Annotated in this window: 24 protein-coding genes and 2 pseudogenes; 15 read left to right on the top strand and 11 right to left on the bottom strand. The window is 69.6% G+C overall.

Annotated elements, in window-relative coordinates:
* Nucleotides 1-2: 2 nt before the first annotated feature.
* Nucleotides 3-611 carry an RNA polymerase sigma factor gene (locus tag ACYVO6_RS27890; protein ID WP_461065817.1) on the top strand — a complete coding sequence of 203 codons (609 nt, stop codon included), beginning with the start codon at nucleotides 3-5 and terminating at the stop codon, nucleotides 609-611.
* Complete coding sequence (locus ACYVO6_RS27885) at nucleotides 608-1687, top strand: CU044_5270 family protein (RefSeq protein ID WP_461065815.1); 1080 nt, start codon at nucleotides 608-610, stop codon at nucleotides 1685-1687. The genes ACYVO6_RS27890 and ACYVO6_RS27885 overlap by 4 nt, the downstream gene beginning before the upstream one ends.
* 54 nt (nucleotides 1688-1741) lie before the next feature.
* On the opposite strand, the gene ACYVO6_RS27880 is transcribed toward ACYVO6_RS27885, so the two are convergent.
* From ACYVO6_RS27880 to ACYVO6_RS27860, 5 genes are all read right to left on the bottom strand, one after another.
* Complete coding sequence (locus ACYVO6_RS27880; protein WP_461065813.1) at nucleotides 1742-2155, bottom strand: SHOCT domain-containing protein; 414 nt, start codon at nucleotides 2153-2155, stop codon at nucleotides 1742-1744.
* 108 nt (nucleotides 2156-2263) lie between these two features.
* Nucleotides 2264-2611, bottom strand: coding sequence for a carboxymuconolactone decarboxylase family protein (locus ACYVO6_RS27875; RefSeq protein ID WP_461065811.1), 348 nt, complete (start codon nucleotides 2609-2611; stop codon nucleotides 2264-2266).
* 70 nt (nucleotides 2612-2681) lie between these two features.
* Nucleotides 2682-3980 carry a hypothetical protein gene (locus tag ACYVO6_RS27870; RefSeq protein WP_461065809.1) on the bottom strand — a complete coding sequence of 433 codons (1299 nt, stop codon included), beginning with the start codon at nucleotides 3978-3980 and terminating at the stop codon, nucleotides 2682-2684.
* A gap of 123 nt (nucleotides 3981-4103) precedes the next feature.
* On the bottom strand, nucleotides 4104-4418 hold the full coding sequence (locus ACYVO6_RS27865; RefSeq protein ID WP_461065807.1) for a hypothetical protein: 315 nt from the start codon (nucleotides 4416-4418) through the stop codon (nucleotides 4104-4106).
* 69 nt (nucleotides 4419-4487) lie between these two features.
* Nucleotides 4488-6287 carry a cation:proton antiporter gene (locus ACYVO6_RS27860; RefSeq protein WP_461065805.1) on the bottom strand — a complete coding sequence of 600 codons (1800 nt, stop codon included), beginning with the start codon at nucleotides 6285-6287 and terminating at the stop codon, nucleotides 4488-4490.
* A 186-nt stretch (nucleotides 6288-6473) separates the two neighbouring features.
* On the opposite strand from ACYVO6_RS27860, the gene ACYVO6_RS27855 reads away from it, so the two are divergent.
* From ACYVO6_RS27855 to ACYVO6_RS27840, 4 genes are read left to right on the top strand one after another with little or no spacing between them, the layout of a single operon-like run.
* A complete protein-coding gene (locus ACYVO6_RS27855) occupies nucleotides 6474-6941 on the top strand; it encodes a DUF6325 family protein (RefSeq protein ID WP_461065803.1) in 468 nt (155 codons plus the stop codon).
* 30 nt (nucleotides 6942-6971) lie between these two features.
* The gene (locus ACYVO6_RS27850) at nucleotides 6972-7241 is read left to right on the top strand and encodes an SHOCT domain-containing protein (protein WP_461065801.1); all 270 of its coding nucleotides are present in this window, start codon (nucleotides 6972-6974) and stop codon (nucleotides 7239-7241) included.
* 9 nt (nucleotides 7242-7250) lie between these two features.
* A complete protein-coding gene (locus tag ACYVO6_RS27845; protein WP_461065799.1) occupies nucleotides 7251-7883 on the top strand; it encodes a GAP family protein in 633 nt (210 codons plus the stop codon).
* Nucleotides 7884-7922: 39 nt separating this feature from the next.
* On the top strand, nucleotides 7923-8333 hold the full coding sequence (locus tag ACYVO6_RS27840; protein ID WP_461065797.1) for a DUF7144 family membrane protein: 411 nt from the start codon (nucleotides 7923-7925) through the stop codon (nucleotides 8331-8333).
* Nucleotides 8334-8355: 22 nt separating this feature from the next.
* Here the strand turns inward: ACYVO6_RS27840 and ACYVO6_RS27835 are convergent, their stop codons facing one another.
* Both ACYVO6_RS27835 and ACYVO6_RS27830 read right to left on the bottom strand, forming a co-directional pair.
* A complete protein-coding gene (locus ACYVO6_RS27835; protein ID WP_461065795.1) occupies nucleotides 8356-8622 on the bottom strand; it encodes a DUF397 domain-containing protein in 267 nt (88 codons plus the stop codon).
* An 85-nt stretch (nucleotides 8623-8707) separates the two neighbouring features.
* Nucleotides 8708-9451: pseudogene (locus tag ACYVO6_RS27830) on the bottom strand (helix-turn-helix domain-containing protein); the annotation flags it as partial.
* Between the two features lie 141 nt (nucleotides 9452-9592).
* On the opposite strand from ACYVO6_RS27830, the gene ACYVO6_RS27825 reads away from it, so the two are divergent.
* The 5 genes from ACYVO6_RS27825 (at nucleotide 9593) to ACYVO6_RS27805 (ending at nucleotide 14963) form a co-directional block, all read left to right on the top strand.
* The gene (locus ACYVO6_RS27825; RefSeq protein WP_461065793.1) at nucleotides 9593-9820 is read left to right on the top strand and encodes a hypothetical protein; all 228 of its coding nucleotides are present in this window, start codon (nucleotides 9593-9595) and stop codon (nucleotides 9818-9820) included.
* Nucleotides 9820-10212: a DUF7848 domain-containing protein gene (locus ACYVO6_RS27820; protein WP_461065791.1), complete on the top strand. Its 393-nt coding sequence runs from the start codon at nucleotides 9820-9822 to the stop codon at nucleotides 10210-10212. Before ACYVO6_RS27825 ends, ACYVO6_RS27820 begins: the two co-directional genes overlap by 1 nt.
* A 140-nt stretch (nucleotides 10213-10352) precedes the next feature.
* Complete coding sequence (abc-f, locus tag ACYVO6_RS27815; protein ID WP_461065789.1) at nucleotides 10353-11999, top strand: ribosomal protection-like ABC-F family protein; 1647 nt, start codon at nucleotides 10353-10355, stop codon at nucleotides 11997-11999.
* 80 nt (nucleotides 12000-12079) lie between these two features.
* Nucleotides 12080-13030 (top strand): phosphotransferase, encoded by a 951-nt coding sequence (locus ACYVO6_RS27810; protein WP_461065787.1) that lies wholly within the window; start codon nucleotides 12080-12082, stop codon nucleotides 13028-13030.
* A gap of 316 nt (nucleotides 13031-13346) precedes the next feature.
* Nucleotides 13347-14963, top strand: coding sequence for an FAD-binding oxidoreductase (locus tag ACYVO6_RS27805; RefSeq protein ID WP_461065785.1), 1617 nt, complete (start codon nucleotides 13347-13349; stop codon nucleotides 14961-14963).
* Between the two features lie 34 nt (nucleotides 14964-14997).
* On the opposite strand, the gene ACYVO6_RS27800 is transcribed toward ACYVO6_RS27805, so the two are convergent.
* A complete protein-coding gene (locus ACYVO6_RS27800) occupies nucleotides 14998-15975 on the bottom strand; it encodes an isopenicillin N synthase family dioxygenase (RefSeq protein ID WP_461065783.1) in 978 nt (325 codons plus the stop codon).
* Complete coding sequence (locus ACYVO6_RS27795) at nucleotides 15956-16414, bottom strand: nucleoside deaminase (protein WP_461065781.1); 459 nt, start codon at nucleotides 16412-16414, stop codon at nucleotides 15956-15958. Before ACYVO6_RS27795 ends, ACYVO6_RS27800 begins: the two co-directional genes overlap by 20 nt.
* Nucleotides 16415-16673: 259 nt before the next feature.
* Here ACYVO6_RS27795 and erm point away from each other — a divergent pair, with 259 nt between their 5' ends.
* Nucleotides 16674-17453: a 23S ribosomal RNA methyltransferase Erm gene (gene erm, locus ACYVO6_RS27790; protein WP_461065779.1), complete on the top strand. Its 780-nt coding sequence runs from the start codon at nucleotides 16674-16676 to the stop codon at nucleotides 17451-17453.
* Here erm and ACYVO6_RS27785 read toward each other — a convergent pair.
* On the bottom strand, nucleotides 17450-17842 hold the full coding sequence (locus tag ACYVO6_RS27785; protein ID WP_461065777.1) for a PLD nuclease N-terminal domain-containing protein: 393 nt from the start codon (nucleotides 17840-17842) through the stop codon (nucleotides 17450-17452). The two genes, erm and ACYVO6_RS27785, sit on opposite strands and share 4 nt — an antisense overlap.
* Before the next feature lie 85 nt (nucleotides 17843-17927).
* Here ACYVO6_RS27785 and ACYVO6_RS27780 point away from each other — a divergent pair, with 85 nt between their 5' ends.
* Both ACYVO6_RS27780 and mqnP read left to right on the top strand, forming a co-directional pair.
* Entirely contained in the window at nucleotides 17928-19382 is a 1455-nt protein-coding gene (locus ACYVO6_RS27780) for a menaquinone biosynthesis decarboxylase (RefSeq protein WP_461065775.1), read from the top strand.
* On the top strand, nucleotides 19379-20281 hold the full coding sequence (mqnP, locus tag ACYVO6_RS27775; RefSeq protein ID WP_461065985.1) for a menaquinone biosynthesis prenyltransferase MqnP: 903 nt from the start codon (nucleotides 19379-19381) through the stop codon (nucleotides 20279-20281). Before ACYVO6_RS27780 ends, mqnP begins: the two co-directional genes overlap by 4 nt.
* A gap of 738 nt (nucleotides 20282-21019) precedes the next feature.
* Here the strand turns inward: mqnP and ACYVO6_RS27770 are convergent.
* Nucleotides 21020-22678, bottom strand: a pseudogene (locus tag ACYVO6_RS27770) (AfsR/SARP family transcriptional regulator); the annotation flags it as partial.
* 179 nt (nucleotides 22679-22857) lie between these two features.
* On the opposite strand from ACYVO6_RS27770, the gene ACYVO6_RS27765 reads away from it, so the two are divergent.
* The gene (locus ACYVO6_RS27765; protein WP_461065773.1) at nucleotides 22858-23232 is read left to right on the top strand and encodes a peptidoglycan-binding domain-containing protein; all 375 of its coding nucleotides are present in this window, start codon (nucleotides 22858-22860) and stop codon (nucleotides 23230-23232) included.
* The last annotated feature ends 76 nt before the right edge of the window (nucleotides 23233-23308 follow it).

The raw sequence follows: 23308 nt of genomic DNA, 5'->3' as shown, positions 1-23308 counted from the left end.
ACGTGGAGACAAACAGGGGGGAACTCCGGGTCCGTATACGGGCCGGAGACGCGGAGGCGTTCGGCGAGCTCTTCGACGCGTACGCACGCTCCGTCTACAACCACGCCTTCCGGCTGACCGGCGACTGGTCGACGGCCGAGGACATCGTGTCGCTGACGTTCCTGGAGGCATGGCGGCTGCGGGAACGGCTGGACGCGGAGGGCGGTTCGCCGCGCCCGTGGCTGCTCGGCATCGCCACGAACGTGGCCCGCAACACCCGCCGCGCCACCCGCCGGCACGCGGCGGCCGTGTCCCGGCTGCCACCCGCCGAGGACGAGCGCGACTTCGCCGACGAAGTCGCCGGACGCATCGACGACTTGGCGTACCTCAGGGCCGTACGCGTCGCCGTCGACCGCCTACGCCGCCCCGAGCGCGAGGTGCTCGCGCTGTGCGCCTGGGGCGGCCTCGACTACGCGGCAGCCGCCGAAGCGCTCGGCATTCCGGTCGGCACCGTACGCTCCCGGCTCTCCCGGGCCCGTACGAAGCTCGCCACGGAACTCGCCGCCGGGCGCGGACAGATGAAAGACGGCCACACGCCTATGGCCGGGCCCATCCAGGAGGGGAACCAGTGACCGAGATTCCCGAGAAGGACCTCCCGCCGGGCCGTCACCGCGTCCTGAGGGAGCACCTGATGCGCGAGATCCGCCGCGAGACCGGCACAGCGCAAGACCGTACGAGCGGTTCGGAAGAGGACCGGGACCAGCCGGTACGGACCTTCTGGCGCCGCCCTGCCTTCGTGGCCCCGGTGGCAGCCGCGACCCTCACCATCGCCATCGCGGTAGGAGTCGGCGTCACCCGCGACGCCGCCACCGACGACCCCCGGCCGGGCGGGACGGACAGCCCCATGGCGCAGCCGACGATCACGGAAGACCCCGACCCTCTGCTGGAGCGGCTCGCCGTGGCGGCCGGAGAGGAACTGCCCGGCGAGATCAAGAACGACCAGTTCGTCTACACGAAGCGCGAGATCTACCACTGGAAAGTGGACCCCGACAAGGGCGTGCCCGACGGTTGTGCCACGACGCTCGAGGGCTACGAGTCCGGCGTACGCGAACTCTGGGAGTCCGTCGACGGCCGGAGTGAGGGGCTGTCCCGGCAGCCCAGGAGCAACGGCGAGGCGATCGAGCGGAAGATCGCCCCCCAGCTGCCCGGCAAGAACACGGTCAACTTCTACCGACAGGCCGAGGAACTCCCCACCGACGTGCAGGCCATGCACCGCTGGCTCTACGGTCTCGACCCCGGCGAGAAGCCGTCCGGCAGCAAGTCCGCGGACGAGAACGCCTTCGCGAAGGCCGGCAACCTGCTCACCACGAACCTCCTCCCGCCGAAGGTCGCCGCCGCGCTCTACCGGGCGCTCGCCGAGATCCCCGGCCTGATCGCCGTCGAGGACGCCAAGGACGCGGCGGGCCGTACCGGTGTCGCCGTCGCGCTGGACACCTCGGGCGCGCTGGGCACCGCGTTCGACGGACCGCAGGGCAAGATCCGCGCCGAGCTGATCTTCGACGAGAAGGCGCTGGCGTTCCTGGGGGAGAGCGTGGTCAACCTCGAGGCCCCGACGGAGAAGTGCGACCCGCTCGAAGCGGGGGACCTCGTCAGCTCGACCGCCGTACTCGCCCGGGGCGTCGTAGATACGACCAGCCAGAGGCCCTGAGCGCCGTGAGCCCCCTGACCGGCGACTACGGATACGGGACAGTGGATTTTCGGGTCAGTGGAGGACCTTCTCCTTGGCCCGGCGGAACTCCTCATCGGAGATGTCGCCGCGGGCCCGGATCTCCGAGAGCTTGGCGAGTTGATCCGCCTCGCTGGCTGGGCCGGTGGCGCCGACGGCCTCGCGGACGTACCGGTTCGTCTCCTCCAACTGGGCCCTGACGTGCTCTTGTTCACGCCTGCCCATGTCCTTGCCCCGGGCAATGAGATAGACGAAGACGCCCAGGAACGGAAGGACGATCGTGAAGACCAGCCATCCCGTCTTGCCCCATCCACCCATGGAGTCGTCGCGGAAGATGTCGACGACGACACGGAAGAGCAGGAAGATCCACATGACCCAGAGGAAGATCCACATGACTGTCCAGAAGGCGCCCAGGACCGGGTAGTCGTAGGCCAGATTCACACTGCCCATTGCTTCTCCTGTTGGTGTCGTTGCGTTGAGGTCGCGGCGCGTGTCGGGGCGGAAGCCGCGGGCCCCTTGCGGAGGGGGCGGGGCTCGCGGCCCGGGCCGCGCCGGTCGTTACTGCTCCTCTTCGCCGGGAAGTTCCAGCCCGAAGGCGTCGCCGATGGCGCGGGCGGCGGACACGATGCGGGCGCTGCCCACCACGGGGGCGATCGCCACGAGCGTTCCCTGGATCTTCTCCAGCGGCACGCCGAGTTCCGCGGCTGTGCCGATGTTGAGGAGGTACGAGGGGGCAGAGGCATCCATGGCCACCAGAGCCGCGATACGTGCCAGCAGATACGTCTCCTGATCCAGCCCGGACCGCTCGAACGTGTCGAGCGTCATCTGGACGAGTGTCTCGAACACAGGCGCGTTCGCTTCGGCGAGGGCAGCGACGCCGGCCGCCCCTGTCTCCTTCTCAGCCATCTCAGGCTCCTTTCCTGGCGGTTGGTGTGACGTACGTCTTCAGGCGAGCCCCGGCGAGCGCCGGACGGCATCACCCGGGGCGGATGATCGGCTGATCGTCGGCGGTCGGGCGTTCTGCTGTGCCGGAGGCCGCGGCGAGGATTCCGAGAAGAGCCAGCACGAGGACGACAATGCCGAGGACGAGCGCCACGGCCCCGGGGGTGGGGTAGTTCCACAGCACCAGGGCGAGTACGCCGCCGGCGATGACGATGCCGGTGGTCCAACTGCCGTGCGCGCCCAGCCAGTGGCCGGCCGCGCCGGTACGCAGACCGTGGCGCGCCATGGCCCGGCCGGTGGCCCCGGTTCCGCCTGCCGCCCCTGATCTGATCCACCGGGCGCCGCGTCCGGGACCGTACAGATAGGCGGCCAACGCGGTGATCACCGCGATGACCAGGACCGTACGCGTGCTGCTCCTCAGGAAGCGGACGAAGGTGTCGTAGATGTCGGCTGCGGCGTCCCGCGGCAGAGCGGTCGTGGGGACGGAGTCCAGATAGACCTGGCGCATCACGGCAAGGCCGACGAGCAGCACGATCATCATGACCCCGACGCCGATGGCCGCGGTCAGCAGGGCGGCGCGATGCGCGGGGGCGCTCCACACGGCGAGCGCCGCCAGGATCAGGACCACGACGGGGAGCCAGGTGCCGATCACGTTCAGCAGACGCATGCCGTCCTGGGCCTCGTTCAGCTTGTCGGTGTGCAGCAGAGTGATCGTCTTGTCGACCTCGGGGATCTTCGAGGCTTGGGCGAAACCCGCGTCCACCAGTCGTTGCTTGACGTTGTCGATGACGGTGCCGAGGTTCAGGTCGATGGTGCCGTCGCCGGCCTGAACGGCGCTGCTGCCCTCGCCGGTGAGGACCTTCACCACGGCGGCGTGGGCCCGCCGGTTGGCGTCGTCCCACACTTCGGCGAACTGGTCGCTGGTCACCACCCTGTGCACGATGTCGTGGACGGCCGAGTTGAGCGCGTTCTTCAGCGGGCCGGTCAGCGCCTTGGCGCCCTCGACCACCTGAGGTGGCGCCCCGTCCCGCTGCAACGTCCGGGCGACGGCTGCGGTGAAGGCGGCGACATCGACGTTGTCGACGACGCGCTTGGTGAGCCGGTCGGTCAGGGTGTTCTGGACGGAGGGCTCCGTGGCGATCGGGGCGACGGTCTGGACGTACCGGTCGGTGTCGGAGACCTCGGAGTCCACCCAGGCCGCGACCACGGCCAGCGGCGCCAGGAGGAAGGCCAGCAGCAGTAGCAGGGAGGTGGCCGTATAGCGCAGGTGCCGGTGACGAACGGTCGCCGCCTTGCGCAGCCGTTCGTACTCGTCCCGTTCCGCGGCGTTCAAGGGAGGGCCGGCGGCCGGACGGTCAGGGCCTTCGGAAGCCGATGACGAACCATCAGAGGAATCCATGAGTCGCCCTTTGGCTTGCGGCTTTGGCTTGAAGAGCCACGTAGGGGCAAGGCGGCCTCAGGCTTCTTCCAGGGCCTCACCGAACTCGCGCAGCACCCGGCCGTGATGGCTGTGGGCGAGCTGGTGTCCGACCGCCAGGACCAGAGCCACCGGCCATTCGAGGATCTCCAGAGCGGCCAGTACGCCAACGCCGGCGAGAAAGGCGAGCTGCTCGGGAGGGGGCAGCTCAAGACGCGCACCGAACACGTCGAGAGTCACGGTGTGGTGCGCGACAGCGCGTTCAGCGGCCGCACTTGGCGTCTTCGCTTCCGCGCCCGAGGCACCACCCTGGAGGGGGCGGGCATCCCGTGGGGCGACAGTTGATGCGGTCATGGTTGCCATCCGTTCCATCGCCGACCACGAAGCCGTCGGCGATGCGTTTTGGCACGTTTTGCCATCTTGTCAACCGTACCGAGGGTCTGCGGATGTCGCATGGTCAAGCGGCGGGCCGAGCATGACGGCGATGTCGCCGGGCTGCGGTGAGGGTGCGGCACGGCCGTCGGCGGGCACCAGCTGACCGCCGGGACGTACCAGGAGCAGCAGGTCGTGCCGGTCCGGGAGCGTGCCGGCCGTGGTGTCGACGCGTTGCGTCACGATGCGCGCCCCCTGTGCGTACCGGTGGGCCACGCCGAGGCGGGTGAGTCCCGGGGCGAGCAGGGTCTCGTCACCGCCGTAGGGAGCGACGACGCCGTGATCGTCGCTGCGTGGTCCGAGTCGGTGGACCGGGACTCCGCCGCCGCGGCTCAGCACCGTGGACGCCAGGGCGTTGAAGTCGTCCTCGTCCGTGAGGAGCAGTACGGCGGTGATGCCCTCGAGCCGGGCCCTGCGTCCCGTGGCCGCCGCCAGCAGCTCCCCGGGCGCCAGTTCCAGGCCCGCTTCCCTGATACGCCCGCGCTGTTCCTCGGAGCCCGCCCACATCAGCACGTCCAGCCCGGCCGATCGCAGAGCGCGCCCGAGATCGATCGCCCACGGGTCGCCGCCGACCAGGAGAGGGCGGGCACGGGCGGGGCGGGAAGCACCCAGGCGGCGGGCGACGGGGACCGCTGTCAGGCCGTAGAGCGTCACGGTCGCGGCGATCGTCAGAAAGGTGGCCGGGAGAATCTTGGAAGCCCCGCCGACGCCCGCGGTGACCAGGCCGGAGGAGAAGGTCGAGGCGTTGGCCGCGGCCACGATGCCGCGCGGGGCCATCCACGCGACGAAGCCTCGCTCGCCCCGGGGCAGGCCCGACCCGAGCGTGGCCAGCCACGCGGCGAGAGGGCGCGTGAACAGGACGAGGACCGCGACGATGCCGAGGGTCGGAAGGACCACATGGCGCAGGGAGGCCGGGGTGACCGTGGAGGAGATGGACACGAACAGCAACCCGATGACCAACTGGACCAGTGTCTCGAAGAAGGGACGGTGCTCGGGCATGTCGATGCGGGGCAGGTAGACCACCGCGAGGCCCATGACGATGGCGGCGATGAGCCCGGTGTCGTCGCGGACCATGTCACAGGCCGCGGCCACCGCGATCACCGTGGCCAGCTGTCCGGAGGTGGCGAGCACCTCGCCGGGCCGGAGCCGGACCAGCAGCAGCCACAGCAATGCCGTCCCCACCGCGGCTCCGGCCAGACCGACCCCGACGCTGACCGCGAACTGCACCGCCTGACTGCCGAAGTGCCTGTCGTCGCTGTCGTCCAGGACGGCGGCGAAAACGAGGGCTCCCAGAATGGCCCCCACCGGGTCGACCAGGGAGCCCTCCCAGGCGAGGATCCGCTGGAGCCGGTCTGCCGGTCGGACGAAGGCGAGCAGCGGTCCGACGACCGTCGGCCCCGAGACCACGAGGATCGCACCGAGCAGCACCGCAGCGTCCGCGGACATGTCCAGCAAAGGCACGGCGAGCAGCGCGACGGTCGCCCAGGACAGGGCCACGCCGGCCCCGATCAGCCTGACCACGGTGCGGCGCGTGTGCCCACGGAGCTTACGCGGGTCGAGACCGAGCCCGGCGTCGTACAGGATCACCGCCACGGACAGCGACACCAGAGGCTCGAAGGCCGCACCCAGCAACCGGTCGGGGTGGATGTCGTCGGTCAGAGCCCCCGCGACGAAGCCCACCGGGAGCAGGATGATCAGCGCCGGAACGCGCGCACGGGTGGCGACCACTTGGGAACCGACCGCGAGTACGAAGATCAGGCCCACGCCGAAAAGGATCTCGTCGGTCGTCACCGCTCGCCCTCCTCACCCCCTCCCGCCATTCCCGTCGACCACAGTTCGCCTCCCATGGTCACTCGGCGGGAAGCCCCCGGCCTCTCGGGTGGCATGTGGGGCAGCCGACGGAGCCGACCGACATGCGGATCCCCCGGTCGAGTGGTCCACTGGATAAGGGAGTTGCTATTGGCCTGAGGAGTTGCCGTGAGCAACGAAAGCGACGCATTCGACGACGTGGGCCCCATCGATTACCTGGTGGTCGAGTACCCGGGCAGCCGCCCCACCGGCGAAGCCCTTCCGTACCTCGTCGACCTGGTCGACCGGGGCCTGATCCGCATCCTCGACCTCTTCTTCGTCCGCAAGGACCCCGACGGTTCCGTCGCAGCAGTCGAACTGGCCAATCTCGTCCAGGACGAGAACCCGGACCTCGCGGTGTTCGAAGGCGCCACCTCGGGCCTGCTCGGTCAGGACGACGTCGAAGAGGCCGGAGAGGTGATCGGCCCCGGCAGTACGGCCGCCATCGTGATGTACGAGAACCTCTGGGCCGCACCCCTCGCCGGTGCCCTGCGGCGCAGCGGCGCCCGGCTGGTGGCCGCCGGAAGGATCCCGGGACCGGACTTCATCGCGGCGCTCGACTCGGTGGAGGCCGCGGCGTCCGGCACCCGGCCCTGAACAGCACGCAGAGCACAGGAGGTGCCGACCATGCCCCGTCTCCTTCGCGGTGTTGCCCGAACCGCTGCCATCGCCGGCACGGCGACGGCAGTGTCGAACCGCGTGTCCCGGCGCCAGGCGGGCCGGTGGGCCCAGCAGGACGTACAACAGGCCGCACCCGCGCAGCCTCCGTCCGCATCGCCGTCCGCATCAACGGAAGACAAGATCGCCCTGCTGAAGGAGCTGGGCGATCTGAAAGCACAGGGCGTGCTGACGGAAGCGGAGTTCGAGGACCAGAAGCGTCAGATCCTCACCGGGTGACCACCAGCTGTGGACGGCCTGAACATTCTCCCTCTTGCCGTCACCATGATGGTCGGACCCCAGATCATGTCGGCCGTCATCTTCGTGACGGCGCCGAAAGCGGTCCGGGTTTCCCTGGGATTCCTGGCCGGCGTGGCGGTCGCCACCACGGCGGGTGTGGCCATCATGGTGGGCATCGCAGCCGCCCTCGGCAATGCCGTCGACTTCGGCGACTCGTCCGACAACGGTTCCGTCGGCCGGATCATCCAGTACGTACTCGTCGCTCTCCTGGCCGCCGCCGCGCTCAAGAACTGGATCAGACGCGAAAGCATCGAGCCGCCCAAGTGGCTCGGCACCCTGATGACCGCGAACCCGGGCAAGGCGTTCAAGATCGGCCTGCTGGTCATCCTCCTGATGCCGTCCGACATCGTGATCATGACGACCGTCGGTGTCCATCTGGAGCAGGGCGGCGACTCCTTCGCCGCGGCACTGCCGTTCATCGCCCTGACGGTCCTTGTCGCAGCACTTCCGCTACTGGTGCGCCTGCTGTTCGGCGATCATGCCGACGCCACCATGCCGAAGATCCGCGACTGGATGAACACGCACAGCTGGCTGGTGAACATCATCGCGTGCGCGATCTTCATCGTCCTGATCCTCGCCTGACCCGCAAGTGACCCACGCGCAAGTGACAAGGAGAACGTCATGGCTCAGACGACATACCAACGCCCACCGCGAACCGCAGCATTCGCCGGCGGCCTGGTGGCATTCGGCGCGGTCATGCTGCTCATCGGAGGCGTTCTCGACATTTTCCGCGGCATCATGGCCATCGCCGAGGACGACATCATCATCAACACGCCGAACTACGTGTTCGAGTTCGACACCACCGGCTGGGGATGGATCCACCTGATCCTCGGCGCCCTGGCCGTTGCGGTCGGCCTCAGCCTCTTCCAAGCCCGCACCTGGGCCCGCGTCGTCGGGGTCGTGCTGGCAGGACTGCTCCTCATCACCAGCTTCCTGACCCTGCCGTACTACCCGGTCTGGTCAGTCGTCCTGATCGCGATGTACGGCTTCATCATCTGGGCACTGTGCGTCGTCCAGCCGCGGGACATGTGAATAAGCGATACGCCCGCCGTAGTCAGACGTTGAGCTCAGGCTCTCGTACGGCTGACACGAACGACGACCAGGCTGAGCGGTTGATCAACAGGACCGGTCCGTCAGGGGTTTTGCTGTCGCGGACGGGGACGACGGCGGGGAAATCGGGGGCTACCTCGATGCAGTCGCCGCCGTTTGTGCCGCTGTAGCTGCTCTTGATCCAGGTCGCCATTTCCAGGCAGTTGCCGCCGTCGTTGCCGCTGTAGCTGCTCCTGATCCAGGTCGCCGTGCTGAGGTCGATCCTGTCCATCGCGCCCGTACCTTTCCATCGTCTCGCCGATCCAAGCGGCAGACTTCGGGGCAGACAGAGCGTCGGCCCTCAGGACATCATAGGTTCGGTTATGGAGCGCGTAGATGTCCGGATCATTGTTGAAATGACCACGGCTCAGCGATTCCGAGTAGACCCAGCGCTCTCCTCCGGGGAGCGTGATCAGCGACATGGATGTCGTGGGGCGTACGACCCCGATGCAGGCGGCCGGGACGACCTGAATGCGGATGTTGGAGCGCTGCCCGACCTTCAGCAAGTGGGCGCACTGGTCGCGCATCACGGCCGGGCTCCCGATCACCTGACGTAGGCAACTCTCGTCCAGGACGGCGACGTACAGCGGCCCGTCGTCGGCGAGGAAGCGCTGCTGTCGGCTCAGGCGCGCCCGAACTCGCTCTTCCACCTCGTCGCCACTCGCGGTCTGGGAGAGCAGCGCCCGCGCGTAGTCCTCTGTCTGCAACAGGCCCGGGATGACCTGCTCCTGATACTCGTGCAGTTCTGCGGCCACCGCATCCATCTCGGCCCTCCGCCGAAACCAATCCGGATGCTCCACTTGCGGATACCAGTCAATCCGCCCCCACAACCGCAGCAACACCCCACCCGTATCCAGCACTTCGTCGCACTTCTTGGCGAACGTGTCCTGCGGGACCCTCGTCCCCGCCTCCACCCGCGCCACATGCGAGCGATCGCACGGGATCTCCTTGGCCAGCCCCTCCTGCGTCAGCCCTGCCGCCTCGCGGAAGTGCTTGAGCAGCTCCCCGAAAACGGCCCCGGTGGTGGCGGCCGAACCCCCCTCGGCATTACGTCGGCTCACAACATCCCTCCGTGACAGTGGCCCAGTGGCACGCGTCCGGCGTTGAAACGCCACGCTCCGCTGCGCAACGCTGGCTTCACCCAGAGTAACGAGTCATGCGCCCCTGGCAGGTGCGAATGGCAAAGAACGTACGGAGTGGAAATGGCGGACGAAGCAGGGCAGTTGGAGCCGGGGGCGCTCGTCTACGACCCGCGGACGCGCAAGGTGGGGGAGTACCGCGACAAGGCGGGCCCGTACGCGATGCTGCGCCCGGTCGGCGGCGGCCGTGAGTGGGAGGCCGACCCGGCCCTGCTCCGCCCGGTGACGCAGGAGGAACGGATCGACGCCACGCTGAGGGCGGCCAACCACCGTACGAAGCGGAGGGTGTGATGTTGCATCAGCCCGTTCAGCCAGACGACCTCGGCCGCCCACCCGTCCCGGTCCCCGGCTGCGGGCCTTGCACCGAACTCGCCATACGGCGCGACGACGCCCGCGCCCGCTGCAACCGCAGCGCGGAAACCGACGCCAACGTCCTCCTGCGTCACCACCTGCGCCGCGACCACGTCTCCCGCACCGCTTACACGATCGTGCAGGACCCCTCGACAAAGCCGCAGTACGAGTCCCACTGCGCCTCGGGAACCGACACCGCCTGCGGCGCTTCTTCGGGCCCACACCACGACCGCGCCCAGATCGAGGACTGGCAACACACCCACACCCAACAGACCCAACACACCCGCTACCGCCGTACGTTCGCCGACTACGCGGTCATGGAGCCCTTTTGAACCGGGGTACGAGTTGAGACGATACGCTTCGTCTTGCTACAGTGCACGCATGGCTTTCTTCTACTTTCTCTGAGTCCGGGCACGGCCGACGCCGCCGTTTCTGCTGCCCGTAGACATTTCGCATCCCCAGGGAAAGTCACATGCGCGAACGCGCCCATACCGTTGTGCCCGCCGCCGTGGCACAGCTGTCCGTCAAGAACGTCACCAAGTCCTACGGCACCCGGACCGTCCTCGACCAGGTCACCTTAACCGTCCGCCCAGGCGAGAAGACCGCCGTCATCGGCGAGAACGGCTCCGGCAAGTCCACCCTGCTGCGGCTGCTGGCCGCGGCCGAGATGCCGGACGCCGGGGAGATCACCGTCGGCTTCCCCGGCGGCACCGGCCATCTCACCCAGACCCTGGACCTCGACCCGGTCTGCACGGTGCGGGACGCCGTCGACCTCGCCCTCGCCGAACTGCGCGACATGGAGCGCCGGCTGCGCACGGCGGAGGAGCGCCTCGGCGAGGCGTCGGAGGACGAACTCGCCGCGTACGGCGAGCTGTTGATCGCGTACGAGGATCTCGGCGGATACGAGGCGGACGCCCGCGTGGATGCCGCCATGCACGGGCTCGGGCTCGCCGGGATCACCCGCGACCGCGTGCTGGGCTCACTGTCCGGCGGCGAGCAGTCGCGGCTCGCGCTCGCCTGTGTGCTGGCCGCCGCCCCCGAGCTGCTGCTCCTCGACGAGCCGACGAACCACCTGGACGCGGCGGCTGTGCGCTGGCTCGAGGAGCACCTGCGCGCGCACCGCGGCACCGTCGTCGCGGTCACCCACGACCGCGGCTTCCTGGAGCGCATCGCCACCACGATCCTGGAGGTCGACCGGGATGCGCGTACGGTGCACCGGTACGGCGACGGCTGGGCCGGCTACCGCGCCGCGAAGGCCGCCGCCCGGCGCCGCGCGGAGCAGGAATACGCGGACTGGCTCCAGGAGGTGGCCCGTACCGAGGAGCTGGTCGAAGCCGCCGGGAGGCGGCTGGCCACCACCGGCAGGGACCCGCGGCAGGGCTTCGGCAAGCACCGCCGCTCGCACGAGGCGAAGCTCGGCGGGCAGGTGCGGGCGGCCCGGGAGCGGCTGGCCCACCTGCGGCGCAACCCGGTGGCGCCGCCGCCGGAACCGCTGCGGTTCACGGCGGCGCTGACGGCGGCGGACGGAGAGCATCCCGTCGACCGTCCGCTCGTCGAGCTCGACGGCGTGGCGGTCGGTGAACGGCTGCGTCTGGACGGACTGCTGACGATCACGCCCGGGCAGCGGCTGCTGGTCACGGGCGAGAACGGGGCGGGCAAGACGACGCTGCTGCGCGTCCTGGCGGGCGACCTGGAGCCGGAGACGGGTGCGGTACGCCGCTCCGCCCGGATCGGGTACCTGGAGCAGGAGTTGCCCGCGCGCTCCACGCGGCTCCCGCTGCTCGCCGCCTTCGCGGCCGGACGGCCCGGGCTGCCGGAGGAGTACGCCGAGCAGCTGCTGGCACTGGGCCTGTTCCGCGAGGAGGACCTGCACGTCCCGGTCGCGGCGCTGTCCGCGGGGCAGCAGCGGCGGCTGCAGATCGCGAGCCTGATGACCCGGCCCGCGGACCTTCTTGTACTCGACGAGCCGACGAACCACGTCGCGCTCGACCTGGTCGAGGACCTGGAGGCGGCGCTCGCGGCGTACCCGGGGGCGGTGGTCGTGGTCTCGCACGACCGCGGCTTCCGCGAGCGCTTCCCAGGGGAGCGGCTGGAGTTGCGCGGCGGCCGCAGATGCTGACCCTGGCCGGGAAACCGGCTGCCCGCCTCGACCTGCCCGACTGTCAGAAATTCACCCGCAACGATGGGAACGACTGAGCCATGACCGATTTCGTGACACCACAACACGTCGCCCACCGCACCTCCGCCGCAGTCGACGCGGCTGTCGGAGCAGGGCGCGCTCTCGGACTCACCGTGGCTGATGCCACGGTGCTCCATGACGTTTTCTCCGTCGTTGTCCACCTTGCGCCCTCACCGGTCGTGGCCCGGATTCCCACCGTCCTGCCGCACTGCGAAGGCCTCGATTCCCTTGCGCGCCGCCAGCGGGCGGAACTGGACGTGGCACGTTGGCTCGCCGACCAGGGAACCCCCGTGATCCCTCCCAGCCCTCTCGTGCCACGGGAACCCGTTCAGCGCGACGGGTTCTCGATGACGTTCTGGCAGTTCGTCGAGGAGGACCGGGACAAAGAACCCGACTACGTGGCGAACTCCGAAAGCGTTGCCGACCTGCACGCTGCGATGCGCGCATACCCGGGCCGTCTGTCGTTTCTGTCCGCAGCCGACCCGCAGTTCATTGCGGAAAGCCTTGCTCTGCTCGAAAAGCTCCCCGGCCTCGTCGGTGCGAGCGAGCTGGACCGCGCACGCCGCGAGTGGCAGATCCTGGAACCTTTCGTGCGCTCACGCACGGCGTTCGAAGAAGCGTTCCCGGGGATCGATCTCCAGCCCATCCACGGCGACTCCCCGCCCGCGAACATCTTCTCCGGGGTGGACGGGGACCTCTACTCCGACTTCGAGCTGGTGACGTTGGGCCCCGTCGAGTGGGACCTGGCCGCTCTCGGGTCCGTCCACGAATCCGCCTACAACCGCGGCGCGCAGCGCAACGGCACGAGACTGTTGAACGAGGATGTCCTGAGCTTCGTGAACGCCGTGGGGATGCTGCGGGCCATCGCCACCCTCACACTCGCGCCGCAACTGCCCGAGCTGGTGGAGTACATCAAGCCGGCCGTCGACCAATGGCAGACGATGCCGTTCGCCGGCGGCATGGCCGACTGACACCGACAAGTACACAGCGCCGTGGCCCCATGGGCTGGTTCGTCTGCGGCGAGAGTGCTGTGCGACCCTCCTACGTCATCTCTCTGAAAGGGCCGCTCCCCACACCGGCGGACCATCGCGCGGGTCGCCGTACCGCATTCGACCTCGGGACGGGGTCGCTTTGGCGTCTCGCCAACAAATGATTCAACAACGCCACCGCGACTGCACGATTGGGGTGCCAGCCCCACCGAGTTGGTGGTGCTGGGACGACTGCCCGTGCCCTTTCTGCCGCCTAGGTTTGCTGTCCACTGGCCACCTGGAGCGAGGGGGAATCTCGGTGAACGAGTTCAGTAGAAGGAACGTCCTGCGGGGCGGCCTGGCCGCGACGGCGGCGGGGGCCGTCGTCGCAGGGACAGGTGCGAGCGCCAGGGCGGTGTCCGCGCCCACGGCTGCCGACGCGGCACCGTGTCTTCCGCCGCCCGGCCCGTCCAGGGTCGGGCGAGGTGATCCGCGCTATCGGTCCCTGGCCTCCCGGGGCTACAACCGGCGTTTCGAGGGAGAGCCCGAGCACGTGTGGGTAGTGGGCGCGACCGAGCATGTCGTACGGGCGGTGCAGGAGGCGGTGGACAGCGGCCGACGGGTCACGGTCCGCAGCGGTGGTCATGGCTTCGAGGACTTCGTCGCCGATCCGGCGGTGGAGGTCGTCATCGACACCTCCGCCATGACGGCCGTCTCCTACGATCCCGGTCGCCGTGCCTTCGCCGTGGAGGCCGGAGCGCTGCTGGGCGAGGTGTACCGGAAGCTGTATCTGGGGTGGGGGGTGACCATCCCCGCCGGCTGGTGTCCCACGGTGGGCGCCGGCGGGCACGTCCTGGGTGGCGGCTTCGGCCCGCTGTCCCGGCTGCTGGGCCTGGCCGTCGACCACCTGTACGGCGTCGAAGTGGTGGTCGTGGACCGCGAGGGCAGGGCGCGCAGCGTGGTGGCCACCCGAGAGCGATCGGATGCGAACCGGGATCTGTGGTGGGCGCACACCGGCGGCGGAGGCGGCAGCTTCGGGATCGTCACGCGCTACTGGTTCAGGTCACCTGGCGCGCGCGGTGACGACCCTTCCGGGCTGCTGCCCTCGCCGCCCGCCGGAGTGCTGAGCTTCTCGGTCGACTGGGATTGGCAGAAGCTCGACAAGGCGTCCTTCGCACGGCTTGTGCGCAACCACGGTGAGTGGGTCGAACGGCACAGCGCCCCGGACTCGCCGTATCTCGGGCTCTACAGCGAACTCCAGCTCAACCGCCGCCCGTTGGGCACGATCGGCCTGATCGGCCAGGTGGCCGCGGATTCCGGAGCCCAGCGGCTGCTGGACGACCACTTGACCGCGATCAACCAGGGCGTTCCGGCCCAGCCGGTGCGCACAGTGAGGAACCAGGCCTGGCTGGCCGCGGCCCTGGCCGGCTCGCCGGGTGATCCGGGTCCCGTCTACCGGTTGAAGGTCAAGTCGGGGTATCTGCGGCGACGCCTGACGGACCGGCAGATCGAGGTCCTGCACCACCACCTCACCCGGTCCGACTACGACCACCCGGGCGGGAGCCTGAGCCTCTACACCTTCGGCGGCAAGGTCAACACGGTGGCCCCGGACGCGACTGCGACACCGCACCGCGACACGATCATGAAGATGTTCTACGTCAACGGCTGGGAGGACCCTCGGGACGACGCCCGGCACATCACCTGGCTACGGGAGCTCTACCGGGACCTGTACGCCGACACCGGCGGCGTCCCCGCGGCCGCCGACGGCGCGTTCATCAACTACCCGGACAACGACCTCGCCGACCCCGCCTGGAACACCGGCGCCCCCTGGCACACGCTCTACTACAGGGACAACTACCCCCGGCTCCAGCGGATCAAGGCGATGTGGGACCCCCGCGACATCTTCCACCACGCACTCTCGATACGCCCGGCATGAGCCGGCGATGAAGCGGAGAATCCCTGGACAGTGATCAGCCGACGCTGATCGAGTCGAGCTTCTCCCGCAGGTACGTGTGCGAGTCCACGGGCTCGTACGCCACCCGCCCCACCGGCGCCGGCACCGACTCCACGGGCGTCCCCGGCGTGCACTCGCCGAAGTAGACGAGGGACATCAGCTCCTCGGCGGGTGCGTCGGCGGGCGGCGGGAGCACCCGGTGCCGGCCCGAGCGCCACCTGTCTCCCGTCCAACGGGCCATCAGGTCACCGATGTTGATGGTGAACGCCTCGGGGTCGTACGGCGCGTCCTCCCAGCCGCCGTCGTCCGTGAAGACCTGGAGGCCGCCCTTGCCCGCCTGCCGGTCGAGGATCGTGACCGTGCCGAAGTCGGTGTGCGGGCCGATACGGAACTGGTCCGGCTCGGGCTCGCCCATCACATCCCGGCCCGGATACCAGTTGATGTTGAAGCCGTAGGTGGGGTGGCTCATGTGCCGGGTGAAGAAGTCCGGTTCGAGGCCGAGGGCTTCGCCGAGGAGGGCGAGGAGGTGGTTCTCCAGCTCGGCCATCCGGGCCAGGTACTCCTCGCAGAGCGGCTGCAGCTCGGGAGCCTCCTCGGGCCAGACGTTCGGCGCGTACCACTCCGCATTGGTCTCCGGGTCCTCGAAGGGCTCGTGCGTCGCGAACGTCAGCGACTCCTTCAGGTCCGGCGGGGTCTCGGTCCCCTCCGAGTAGCCGTTGGCCTCCGCGCCAGGGCCGAGCCAGCCACGCCCGCCGACCTGGGCGGCGTACCGCTGCTTGACCTCGGCGGGCAGCCGGAAGAAGGCGCGGGCGGAGTCCCGGATGGCCGTCCGCAGCGCCGGGTCCACGCCGTGGCCCGTCACGAGCAGGAACCCGGCCGTCTGCAGGGCCTCGTCGACCGTACGGGCGATCTCCTTGCGGGCCTCGGGGTCGCCGGAGAGCCAGGGGCGGAGGTCGATCGTGGGGATACGGGCGTCACTCACCAATGTCCTCATTCCACAGGGCCGGGTTGTTCTTGATGAAGTCGCGCATCAGGTCGGTGCACTCGGGGTCGTCCAACAGGACGATCTCCACGCCGTGTTCGGCCAGCCAGTCATGGCCGCCGTGGAAGGTGGCCGCCTCGCCGATCACCACCCGCGAGATGCCGAACTGCCGCACCAGGCCGGAGCAGTACCAGCACGGCGAGAGGGTCGTCACCATCGTCGTACCGCGGTACGTCCGCTGCCGCCCGGCAGCGCGAAAGGCGGCGGTCTCCGCATGCATGGAGGGGTCGTCGTCCTGGACGCGGCGGTTGTGGCCGCGCCCGAGGAGCGTGCCGTCGGCGCCGTAGAGCGCGGCCCCGATGGGGATACCGCCCTCGGCGAGCCCCGCCCGCGCCTCCTCGACGGCGGTGGCGAGCCACGCGCGTGCCTGTGCCTGATCCAAGCGCTCCATGACTCCACTCTCCTACGGGTCTCCTACGGGGAAATCTCCTGCGGGAAAAATCAGTTGCCGAGGGGTACTTGGGGTGACGTAGCTTGATCGGCATGTGCGCAGCCGCAGCTATGACCAGGATCCGCCGCTTCTAGCGGCGGCACTCTCACACGCAGCGCGTAACGATCGCGCGTATCGAGAGCATCCGCCGCTCCGGAGACCTTCCGCCGGGCGGTCCCTGCCGTGCTGCCCGGCTTCCCTTCGAAGCCGCGGAGATCCTGTGCGCACCCAGCATCCTCGTCCTGGCCGTCACGAACTCGGCCAGAACTTCCTCATCGACCAGAGCGTCATCGACACCATCGTCGACCTTGTGACCCGTACCGACGGCCCGATCATCGAGATCGGCGCGGGCGACGGCGCGCTCACCCTGCCCCTGCAACGCCTCGCCCGGCCCCTGACCGGTATCGAGCTCGACGACCGTCGCGCGGCCCGGCTCGATCGCCGTACGCGCCCGTCGACCGCGATCGTCCAGGCGGACTTCCTGCGCTATACGGTCCCCACCACACCCCATGTCCTGGTGGGCAACCTGCCCTTCCACCAGACGACCGCGATGCTCCGGCGCATCCTGCACGCCCCCGGCTGGACCGAGGCCGTCCTGCTCGTGCAGTGGGAGGTCGCGCGGCGGCGGGCCGGTGTGGGCGGGGCGACGATGATGACGGCGCAGTGGTGGCCGTGGTTCGAGTTCCGGCTCGTACGACGCGTTCCGGCCGCGGCGTTCCGGCCGCGTCCCGGAGTCGACGGCGGGCTGATGACGGTGTCCCGCCGGGAACGCCCTCTCGTCGACCGCCGAGACCAGCGTCGCTACCAGGACTTCGTACAGCGGGTGTTCACCGGCAAGGGACGCGGCCTGCCACAGATGCTCGCCACCGCCGCACCCGAGCTGCCACGCCAACGGATCCGCCACTGGACGCGACAGCACCGGATCGCGCCGAACGCCCTGCCGAAGAGCCTGACGGCGGAGCAGTGGGCGGAGCTGTTCCGGCTGCGGCAGGAGCGTTAGCTCTCGCCACCCTCGTCCCGCTCGCGCTTCTCGCCCTTCGGGGAGTCCTCGGGGGAGTCCTTCGGCGCGTCCTTGGAGGAGTCGGAGGAGTCGGAGGTATCGGAGGAGCCCTTCGGGAACTCCTCGTCCTTCAAGGACTTCAGGAACTCGGGGTTGTCGTCCGGCGCCACCCAGCCGTCGCGGCGGCGTCCGCCGGCGGGGCGCGGTGCCGTGCGCTCCTTGCCCACGAGCAGCCAGGAGATGGAGCCCACCAGCGGGAAGAGCAGTACGAGCATGGCCCAGAGCGGCTTCGGGATGTACCGGATCTGCTTCTCATCGGTGCTGATGCAGTCGATGAACGCGTAGATGCTGAGCCCCAGCGGTACCAGCACCATCAGCACCCTGAGCATGAGCACTCCCCTTGCGTTGCGATCGGGGCCACTGGACCAGGCCCCGTTACGGGGCCAGGGTAGCCCGTAGCCGATACTGGGACGCATGGCTTACGACGATCTTCGCTCCCTGCTCAGGGCACTGGAACGCGAGGGCGACCTCAAGCGTGTCAAGGCCGAGGTCGACCCGTATCTGGAAGTGGGGGAGATCGTCGACCGGGTACAGAAGTCGGGCGGCCCGGCGCTGCTCTTCGAGAACGTACGCGGGTCGGCCATGCCGCTCGCCATGAACGTCTTCGGGACCGACCGGCGGCTCCTCAAGGCGCTCGGCCTGAAGTCGTACGGCGAGATCAGCGAGAAGATCGGCGGGCTGCTCAAGCCCGAGCTGCCGCACGGGTTCGTCGGTGTGCGCGAGGCCTTCGGGAAGCTCGGCGCCATGACGCACGTACCGCCGAAGAAGGTCAAGGACGCCCCCGTGCAGGAGGTCGTACTGCGCGGCGACGACGTCGATCTGGAGCAGCTCCCGGCCCTCTTCACCTGGCCGAAGGACGGCGGGTCCTTCTTCAACCTCGGCCTCACCCACACCAAGGACCCGGAGAGCGGCATCCGCAACCTCGGGCTCTATCGCCTCCAGCGCCACGACAAGCGCACCATCGGCATGCACTGGCAGATCCACAAGGACAGCCGCAACCACTATCAAGTGGCCGCGCGGCGAGGCGAGAAGCTCCCGATCGCGATCGCGTTCGGGTGCCCGCCCGCCGTCACCTACGCCTCCACCGCTCCCCTCCCCGGCGACATCGACGAGTACCTCTTCGCCGGGTTCATCCAGGGCAAGCGGATCGAGATGGTCGACTGCAAGACGGTGCCGCTCCAGGTGCCGGCTCAGGCAGAGGTCGTACTGGAGGGATGGCTGGAGCCGGGCGAGATGCTCCCGGAGGGGCCCTTCGGCGACCACACCGGTTTCTACACGCCGCAGGAACCCTTCCCCGCCCTGACCATCGACTGCGTCACGATGCGCAAGCGGCCGCTGCTCCAGTCGATCGTGGTCGGCCGGCCGCCGACGGAGGACGGACCGCTGGGGCGGGCTACGGAGCGGTTCTTCCTGCCGCTCCTCAAGATCATCGTTCCCGACATCGTGGACTACCACCTCCCTGAGGCGGGCGGTTTCCACAACTGCGCGATCATCGCGATCGACAAGAAGTATCCGAAGCACGCCCAGAAGGTGATGCACGCGATCTGGGGCGCGCACATGATGTCCCTGACCAAGCTGATCGTGATCGTCGACTCGGACTGTGACGTCCACGATCTGCACGAGGTCGCGTGGCGCGCGCTGGGCAACACGGACTACGCCCGCGATCTCACGGTCGTCGAAGGCCCGGTCGACCACCTCGATCACGCCTCCTACCAGCAGTTCTGGGGCGGCAAGGCGGGTATCGACGCGACGAAGAAGTGGCCCGAGGAGGGCTATACGCGGGACGGCGGCTGGCCGGACATGGTGCTGTCCGACCCGGAGACGGCGGCGACGGTCGACCGCCGCTGGAAGGAGTACGGACTCTCGTGAGCAGTGCTTCCGCGGCGATCCCGCAACCCGGCCGTACGAAGGCCTTCCTTCGCCTCGTCATGATCGAGCACTCCGTCTTCGCGCTGCCCTTCGCGTACATCGCGGCGCTGACGGCGATGTTCCAGCTAGACCGGAACATTCACTGGGGCCGGCTGCTCCTCGTCACCGTCGCGATGGTCGGGCTGCGGACGTTCGCCATGGCCGCGAACCGGATCATCGACCGCGAGATCGACGCCCGCAACCCCCGTACCGCGCAACGGGAGTTGGTCACCGGCGCGATGACGGTGAGGCACGCGTGGACGGGCGCGCTGGTCGCCCTGGTCTTCTTCCTCGGCGCCGCGGCCCTGCTCAACCCGCTCTGCCTCGCGCTGGCCCCCATCGCCGTGATCCCGATGGTGGTCTACCCCTACGGCAAGCGGTTCACGAACTTCCCACAGGCCATCCTCGGTCTCGCCCAGGCCATGGGCCCGGTCGGCGGCTGGCTGGCGATCACCGGCGAGTGGTCCTGGGACGCGGTGATCCTCGGCCTCGCGGTGGGAATCTGGATCGGCGGCTTCGACCTGATCTACGCCTGCCAGGACGTCGAGACGGACCGCGAGATCGGCGTCATGTCGGTCCCGGCCCGCTTCGGCATCCCGGCCGCGGTCTGGGGAGCCAGGGGGTGCCACGCACTCACCACGGCCCTCTTCGTCTGGTACGCCCTGGCCACGGAGGCGGGTGCCTTCCTCTGGCTGGGCCTGGTGGTCGTCGCGGCCGCGTTCGTGTACGAGCACACGATCGTCAAGCCGCACGACTTGTCCCGCCTCAACCGGGCGTTCTTCCAGGTCAACGGCTTCATCGGCATCGCCCTGTTCGTGTGCGCGCTGCTGGACCTGCTGGTGCGGGGCCTCACGCCGTAGAGGGCCGTGGCGGGGGTGCACCACTATGCGTCGAACTGATTGGCGACCCGGAAGCACATCTGAACGAGCGCCGTCGCCAGGTCCGCACGCCTGCTCGTCGAGGCCGAGCCCGGCGGCCCGGTCCACGGCGGTCACCAGCGACGTGTGTTCGGACGCGAGCCAGGCCCTCGGCCGGTCGAGCAGCATCGCCGCGAGCGTGGGATCGGCCGCGTCGCCCGCGGCCCGGGGCTTGAGGTGAACGGTGCCGCCGGCCTCGATGGCACCGGCCCGGCAGACCAGCGTCAGCCAGGAGTGCAGCAGCCGTGACACCGCCGCGCGGCGCTGCTCGGGGGTCACTTCCCGCTCGGCCCGCTCCCGCGCGTACAGCCGTACCAGGTCGTGGAACCGGTATCTGGTCTGCCCGGCCTCGTCCACGCCGAGCGGTTCCAGCAGCCGCGCCTCCGCCAGTCGTTCGACCAGGTGCTGAGCGGACGGCAGGTCCACGGCCAGCAGCGGTCCGGCGACCCAGGCCGCGAAGTCGGGCAGGTCCAGCATGCCCAGTCGGTGGAAGGCGCGGCGTTCCCGCTCCGGCAGGGCCCGGTAACCGACCTCGATGCTGGCGCGGACGTCCAAGTCCCCGCAGGCCAGCTCGTCCAGCCGGTGGCTCTCGTCGCGGAGCCGGTCGGCGAGTGTCCGCAGCCGCCACCGGTCGCTGGTGCGGAGCCGGGACCCCACGACCTGTACGGCGAGCGGCAGGCCACCGGACAACCGGGCGATCTCGGCGGCGGCGGTGGCCTCGGCGGTGAGCCGGTCGTGGCCCACCAGTCGGCCGAGAAGCCGGAGCGTCTGCTCCCGGTCGAGCACCTCCAGACCGACACGGGCTGTCACCTCGAGGCCGGGCAGGGTCCGGCGGCTGCTGACCAGCACCGCGCTGGCACCGGCGCCCGGGAAGAGCGGCCGAACCTGGTGCTCTCCGGCGGCGTCGTCCAGTACGACGAGGACGCGTCGGCCGGCCAGGAGACTGCGATACGCGGCGGCGCGTTCGGCCGTCGACGCGGGGAGGCGGGCGGGCCGTACGCCCAGTGCGCGGAGGAATCCGCCGAGGATCCTGTCCGGCGGCACCGCCTGTGCGGGGTCCGCGCCGCACAGCTCGGCGTACAACTGTCCGTCCGGGAAGGCCGCCGCCAGCCGGTTGGCCACCTCCAAGGTGAGCGCGGACTTGCCGACGCCCGCCATGCCGTGGACGACGCAGAGGCGTGGGCCGGTGTCGGTGTCGGTGTCGAGCAGGGCGGATACGAGGTGGTCGGCCTCGGCGTCGCGGCCGGTCAGCCGGCGAGGAGGGGCGGGGAGCTGCGCGGGCGGTGGCAGGCCGGGTCTCCTGCCCGGTCGTCCGCGTCGTACTGGTGGGACGGCGCGGGTGGGAGTCGGTACCGGGGCGGAAGGAGCGGTGCTCCTCCTGGTCTCCTTCTGGTGTTCCTCCTGGTGCTCAGCAGGGGTGGTGGCCGGGGTACGGGTGCGGTTCCCGATGCCCGGGACACCGTCTGCCGGGCGGGCGGTGTCCCGGGCATCACCGGTCAGCAGCCGCGCGTGCAGGTCCCGTAACGCGTGGCTCGGCTCGATGCCCAGTTCCGTACGGAGCACCCGGTGGCCGTCCCGGTACACCCGCAGGGCCTCTGCCCGGCGCCCGCAGCGGTGCAGGGCCGCCATGAGCAGGCCGCGCAGCCGCTCCCGCAGCGGCTGTCCGGCCACGAGCCGGGTCAGCTCGCCGACCAGCTCGGCCCCGCCGCCCGCCGCCAGCCGCGCGTCGAGCATCTCCTCGACGGCGGTCATCCGCATCTCCTCCAGCAGGGCCGCCTCCAACTGGAGCGACGAGGTCGCCGGGCCGCCGAGCGCGGGACCGCGCCACAGGCTGAGCGCCGCCTTCAGGGTGTTCGCGGCAGTCGTGTGCTCGCCCTTCCCCGCCTCTGTACGGCCGCGTTCCAGCAGTTCCTGGAAGCGGCGCACATCGAGTCCGTCCTGCCCGGCCAGGAAGAGGTAGCCGCCGGGCCGGGTCACGATCACCTCGGGGCGGTCCGGCCGGTGCAGCACCTGTCTGAGCCGGGACACATAGCTCTGCACCAGCTTGGCGGCCGTGTCCGGGGGGCCCTCACCCCACACGGCGTCGATCAGCCGGTCGACCGACACCACCCGCCCGGCGTCGAGTAGTCCGGCCGTCAGCAGCGCGGTCGGCTTCCGCGCGAACGGCGCCAGCGGCCGGCCAGAGGCCCATACCTCCACAGGACCGAGCAGACGGAACTCCACATTTCCCCCCGAAATGTCCCCCGGATATCCCCTGATGACGTCCGCCCGGCGGTCCGCCCGACAGTCCGCCGGGCGTCCAGAGGTACCAGCCCGCCGCTGTCCAGGATCGGCGCTCATGAGCCGATCGAACAACCCCAGAACCAGCCGTCACTGCACCGCCACTGCACCAGGGCTGCACCGGAACTGCGCTCCGGTTGCGGCGCCCGGTCCGACAGTGGTTCCGGCCGAGCGCATGCCCGCAGCGCAAGCGGGAGCGCTCCGGTCCCACCGCAGGTATCTCTAACAGGGGGAAACAAGTGATCCGTAAGCGAATCGTCTCGCTGATGGTGGCCGGTCTCGCGACTGTGGGTGTCGCCGGCGCGCTGCCGCTCGCCATCGCGGCACCCGCCCATGCCGCGATCATCCCGGGCCGCTGCGAGTACACCTCCAGCCAGCCCCAGCTCTCGTACGCACCCAACACGTACAAGCTCGCGGTGAAGCAGGCGCAGTGCGAGCTGAACTGGTCCATGACCGGCGCCAACATCGCGGTGGACGGTTACTTCGGCTCGGACACCCGGGCCGCGGTGGTGAGGTTCCAGCGTTGTGCGGGCATCGACGACGACGCGATCATCGGCCCCATCACTTGGGGACGGCTCAATTCCTGGGCCGCGTCGAGCAGTTATGTGTGCTGACGAGCTGTCGTGCCCATGCGTGCTGACGCACTGTCGTAGCACTCCCGGCCGCTGATCCCCCGGGACCCCTGGGATC

This window comes from Streptomyces pseudoechinosporeus, from assembly GCF_054783935.1.
The sequence above is the reverse complement of the archived record's forward strand: the minus strand, read 5'-3'. Positions and strand labels throughout refer to the sequence as shown.

Excerpts from the sequence above, each read along its gene's own strand:
- ACYVO6_RS27880 (WP_461065813.1), bottom strand. The coding sequence starts at position 2,155 with ATGGGCAGTGTGAATCTGGCCTACGACTACCCGGTCCTGGGCGCCTTC.
- ACYVO6_RS27875 (WP_461065811.1), bottom strand. The coding sequence starts at position 2,611 with ATGGCTGAGAAGGAGACAGGGGCGGCCGGCGTCGCTGCCCTCGCCGAA.
- ACYVO6_RS27865 (WP_461065807.1), bottom strand. The coding sequence starts at position 4,418 with ATGACCGCATCAACTGTCGCCCCACGGGATGCCCGCCCCCTCCAGGGT.
- ACYVO6_RS27850 (WP_461065801.1), top strand. The coding sequence starts at position 6,972 with ATGCCCCGTCTCCTTCGCGGTGTTGCCCGAACCGCTGCCATCGCCGGC.
- ACYVO6_RS27840 (WP_461065797.1), top strand. The coding sequence starts at position 7,923 with ATGGCTCAGACGACATACCAACGCCCACCGCGAACCGCAGCATTCGCC.
- ACYVO6_RS27835 (WP_461065795.1), bottom strand. The coding sequence starts at position 8,622 with ATGGACAGGATCGACCTCAGCACGGCGACCTGGATCAGGAGCAGCTAC.
- ACYVO6_RS27825 (WP_461065793.1), top strand. The coding sequence starts at position 9,593 with ATGGCGGACGAAGCAGGGCAGTTGGAGCCGGGGGCGCTCGTCTACGAC.
- ACYVO6_RS27820 (WP_461065791.1), top strand. The coding sequence starts at position 9,820 with ATGTTGCATCAGCCCGTTCAGCCAGACGACCTCGGCCGCCCACCCGTC.
- abc-f (WP_461065789.1), top strand. The coding sequence starts at position 10,353 with ATGCGCGAACGCGCCCATACCGTTGTGCCCGCCGCCGTGGCACAGCTG.
- ACYVO6_RS27810 (WP_461065787.1), top strand. The coding sequence starts at position 12,080 with ATGACCGATTTCGTGACACCACAACACGTCGCCCACCGCACCTCCGCC.
- ACYVO6_RS27800 (WP_461065783.1), bottom strand. The coding sequence starts at position 15,975 with ATGAGGACATTGGTGAGTGACGCCCGTATCCCCACGATCGACCTCCGC.
- ACYVO6_RS27795 (WP_461065781.1), bottom strand. The coding sequence starts at position 16,414 with ATGGAGCGCTTGGATCAGGCACAGGCACGCGCGTGGCTCGCCACCGCC.
- ACYVO6_RS27785 (WP_461065777.1), bottom strand. The coding sequence starts at position 17,842 with ATGCTCAGGGTGCTGATGGTGCTGGTACCGCTGGGGCTCAGCATCTAC.
- ACYVO6_RS27780 (WP_461065775.1), top strand. The coding sequence starts at position 17,928 with ATGGCTTACGACGATCTTCGCTCCCTGCTCAGGGCACTGGAACGCGAG.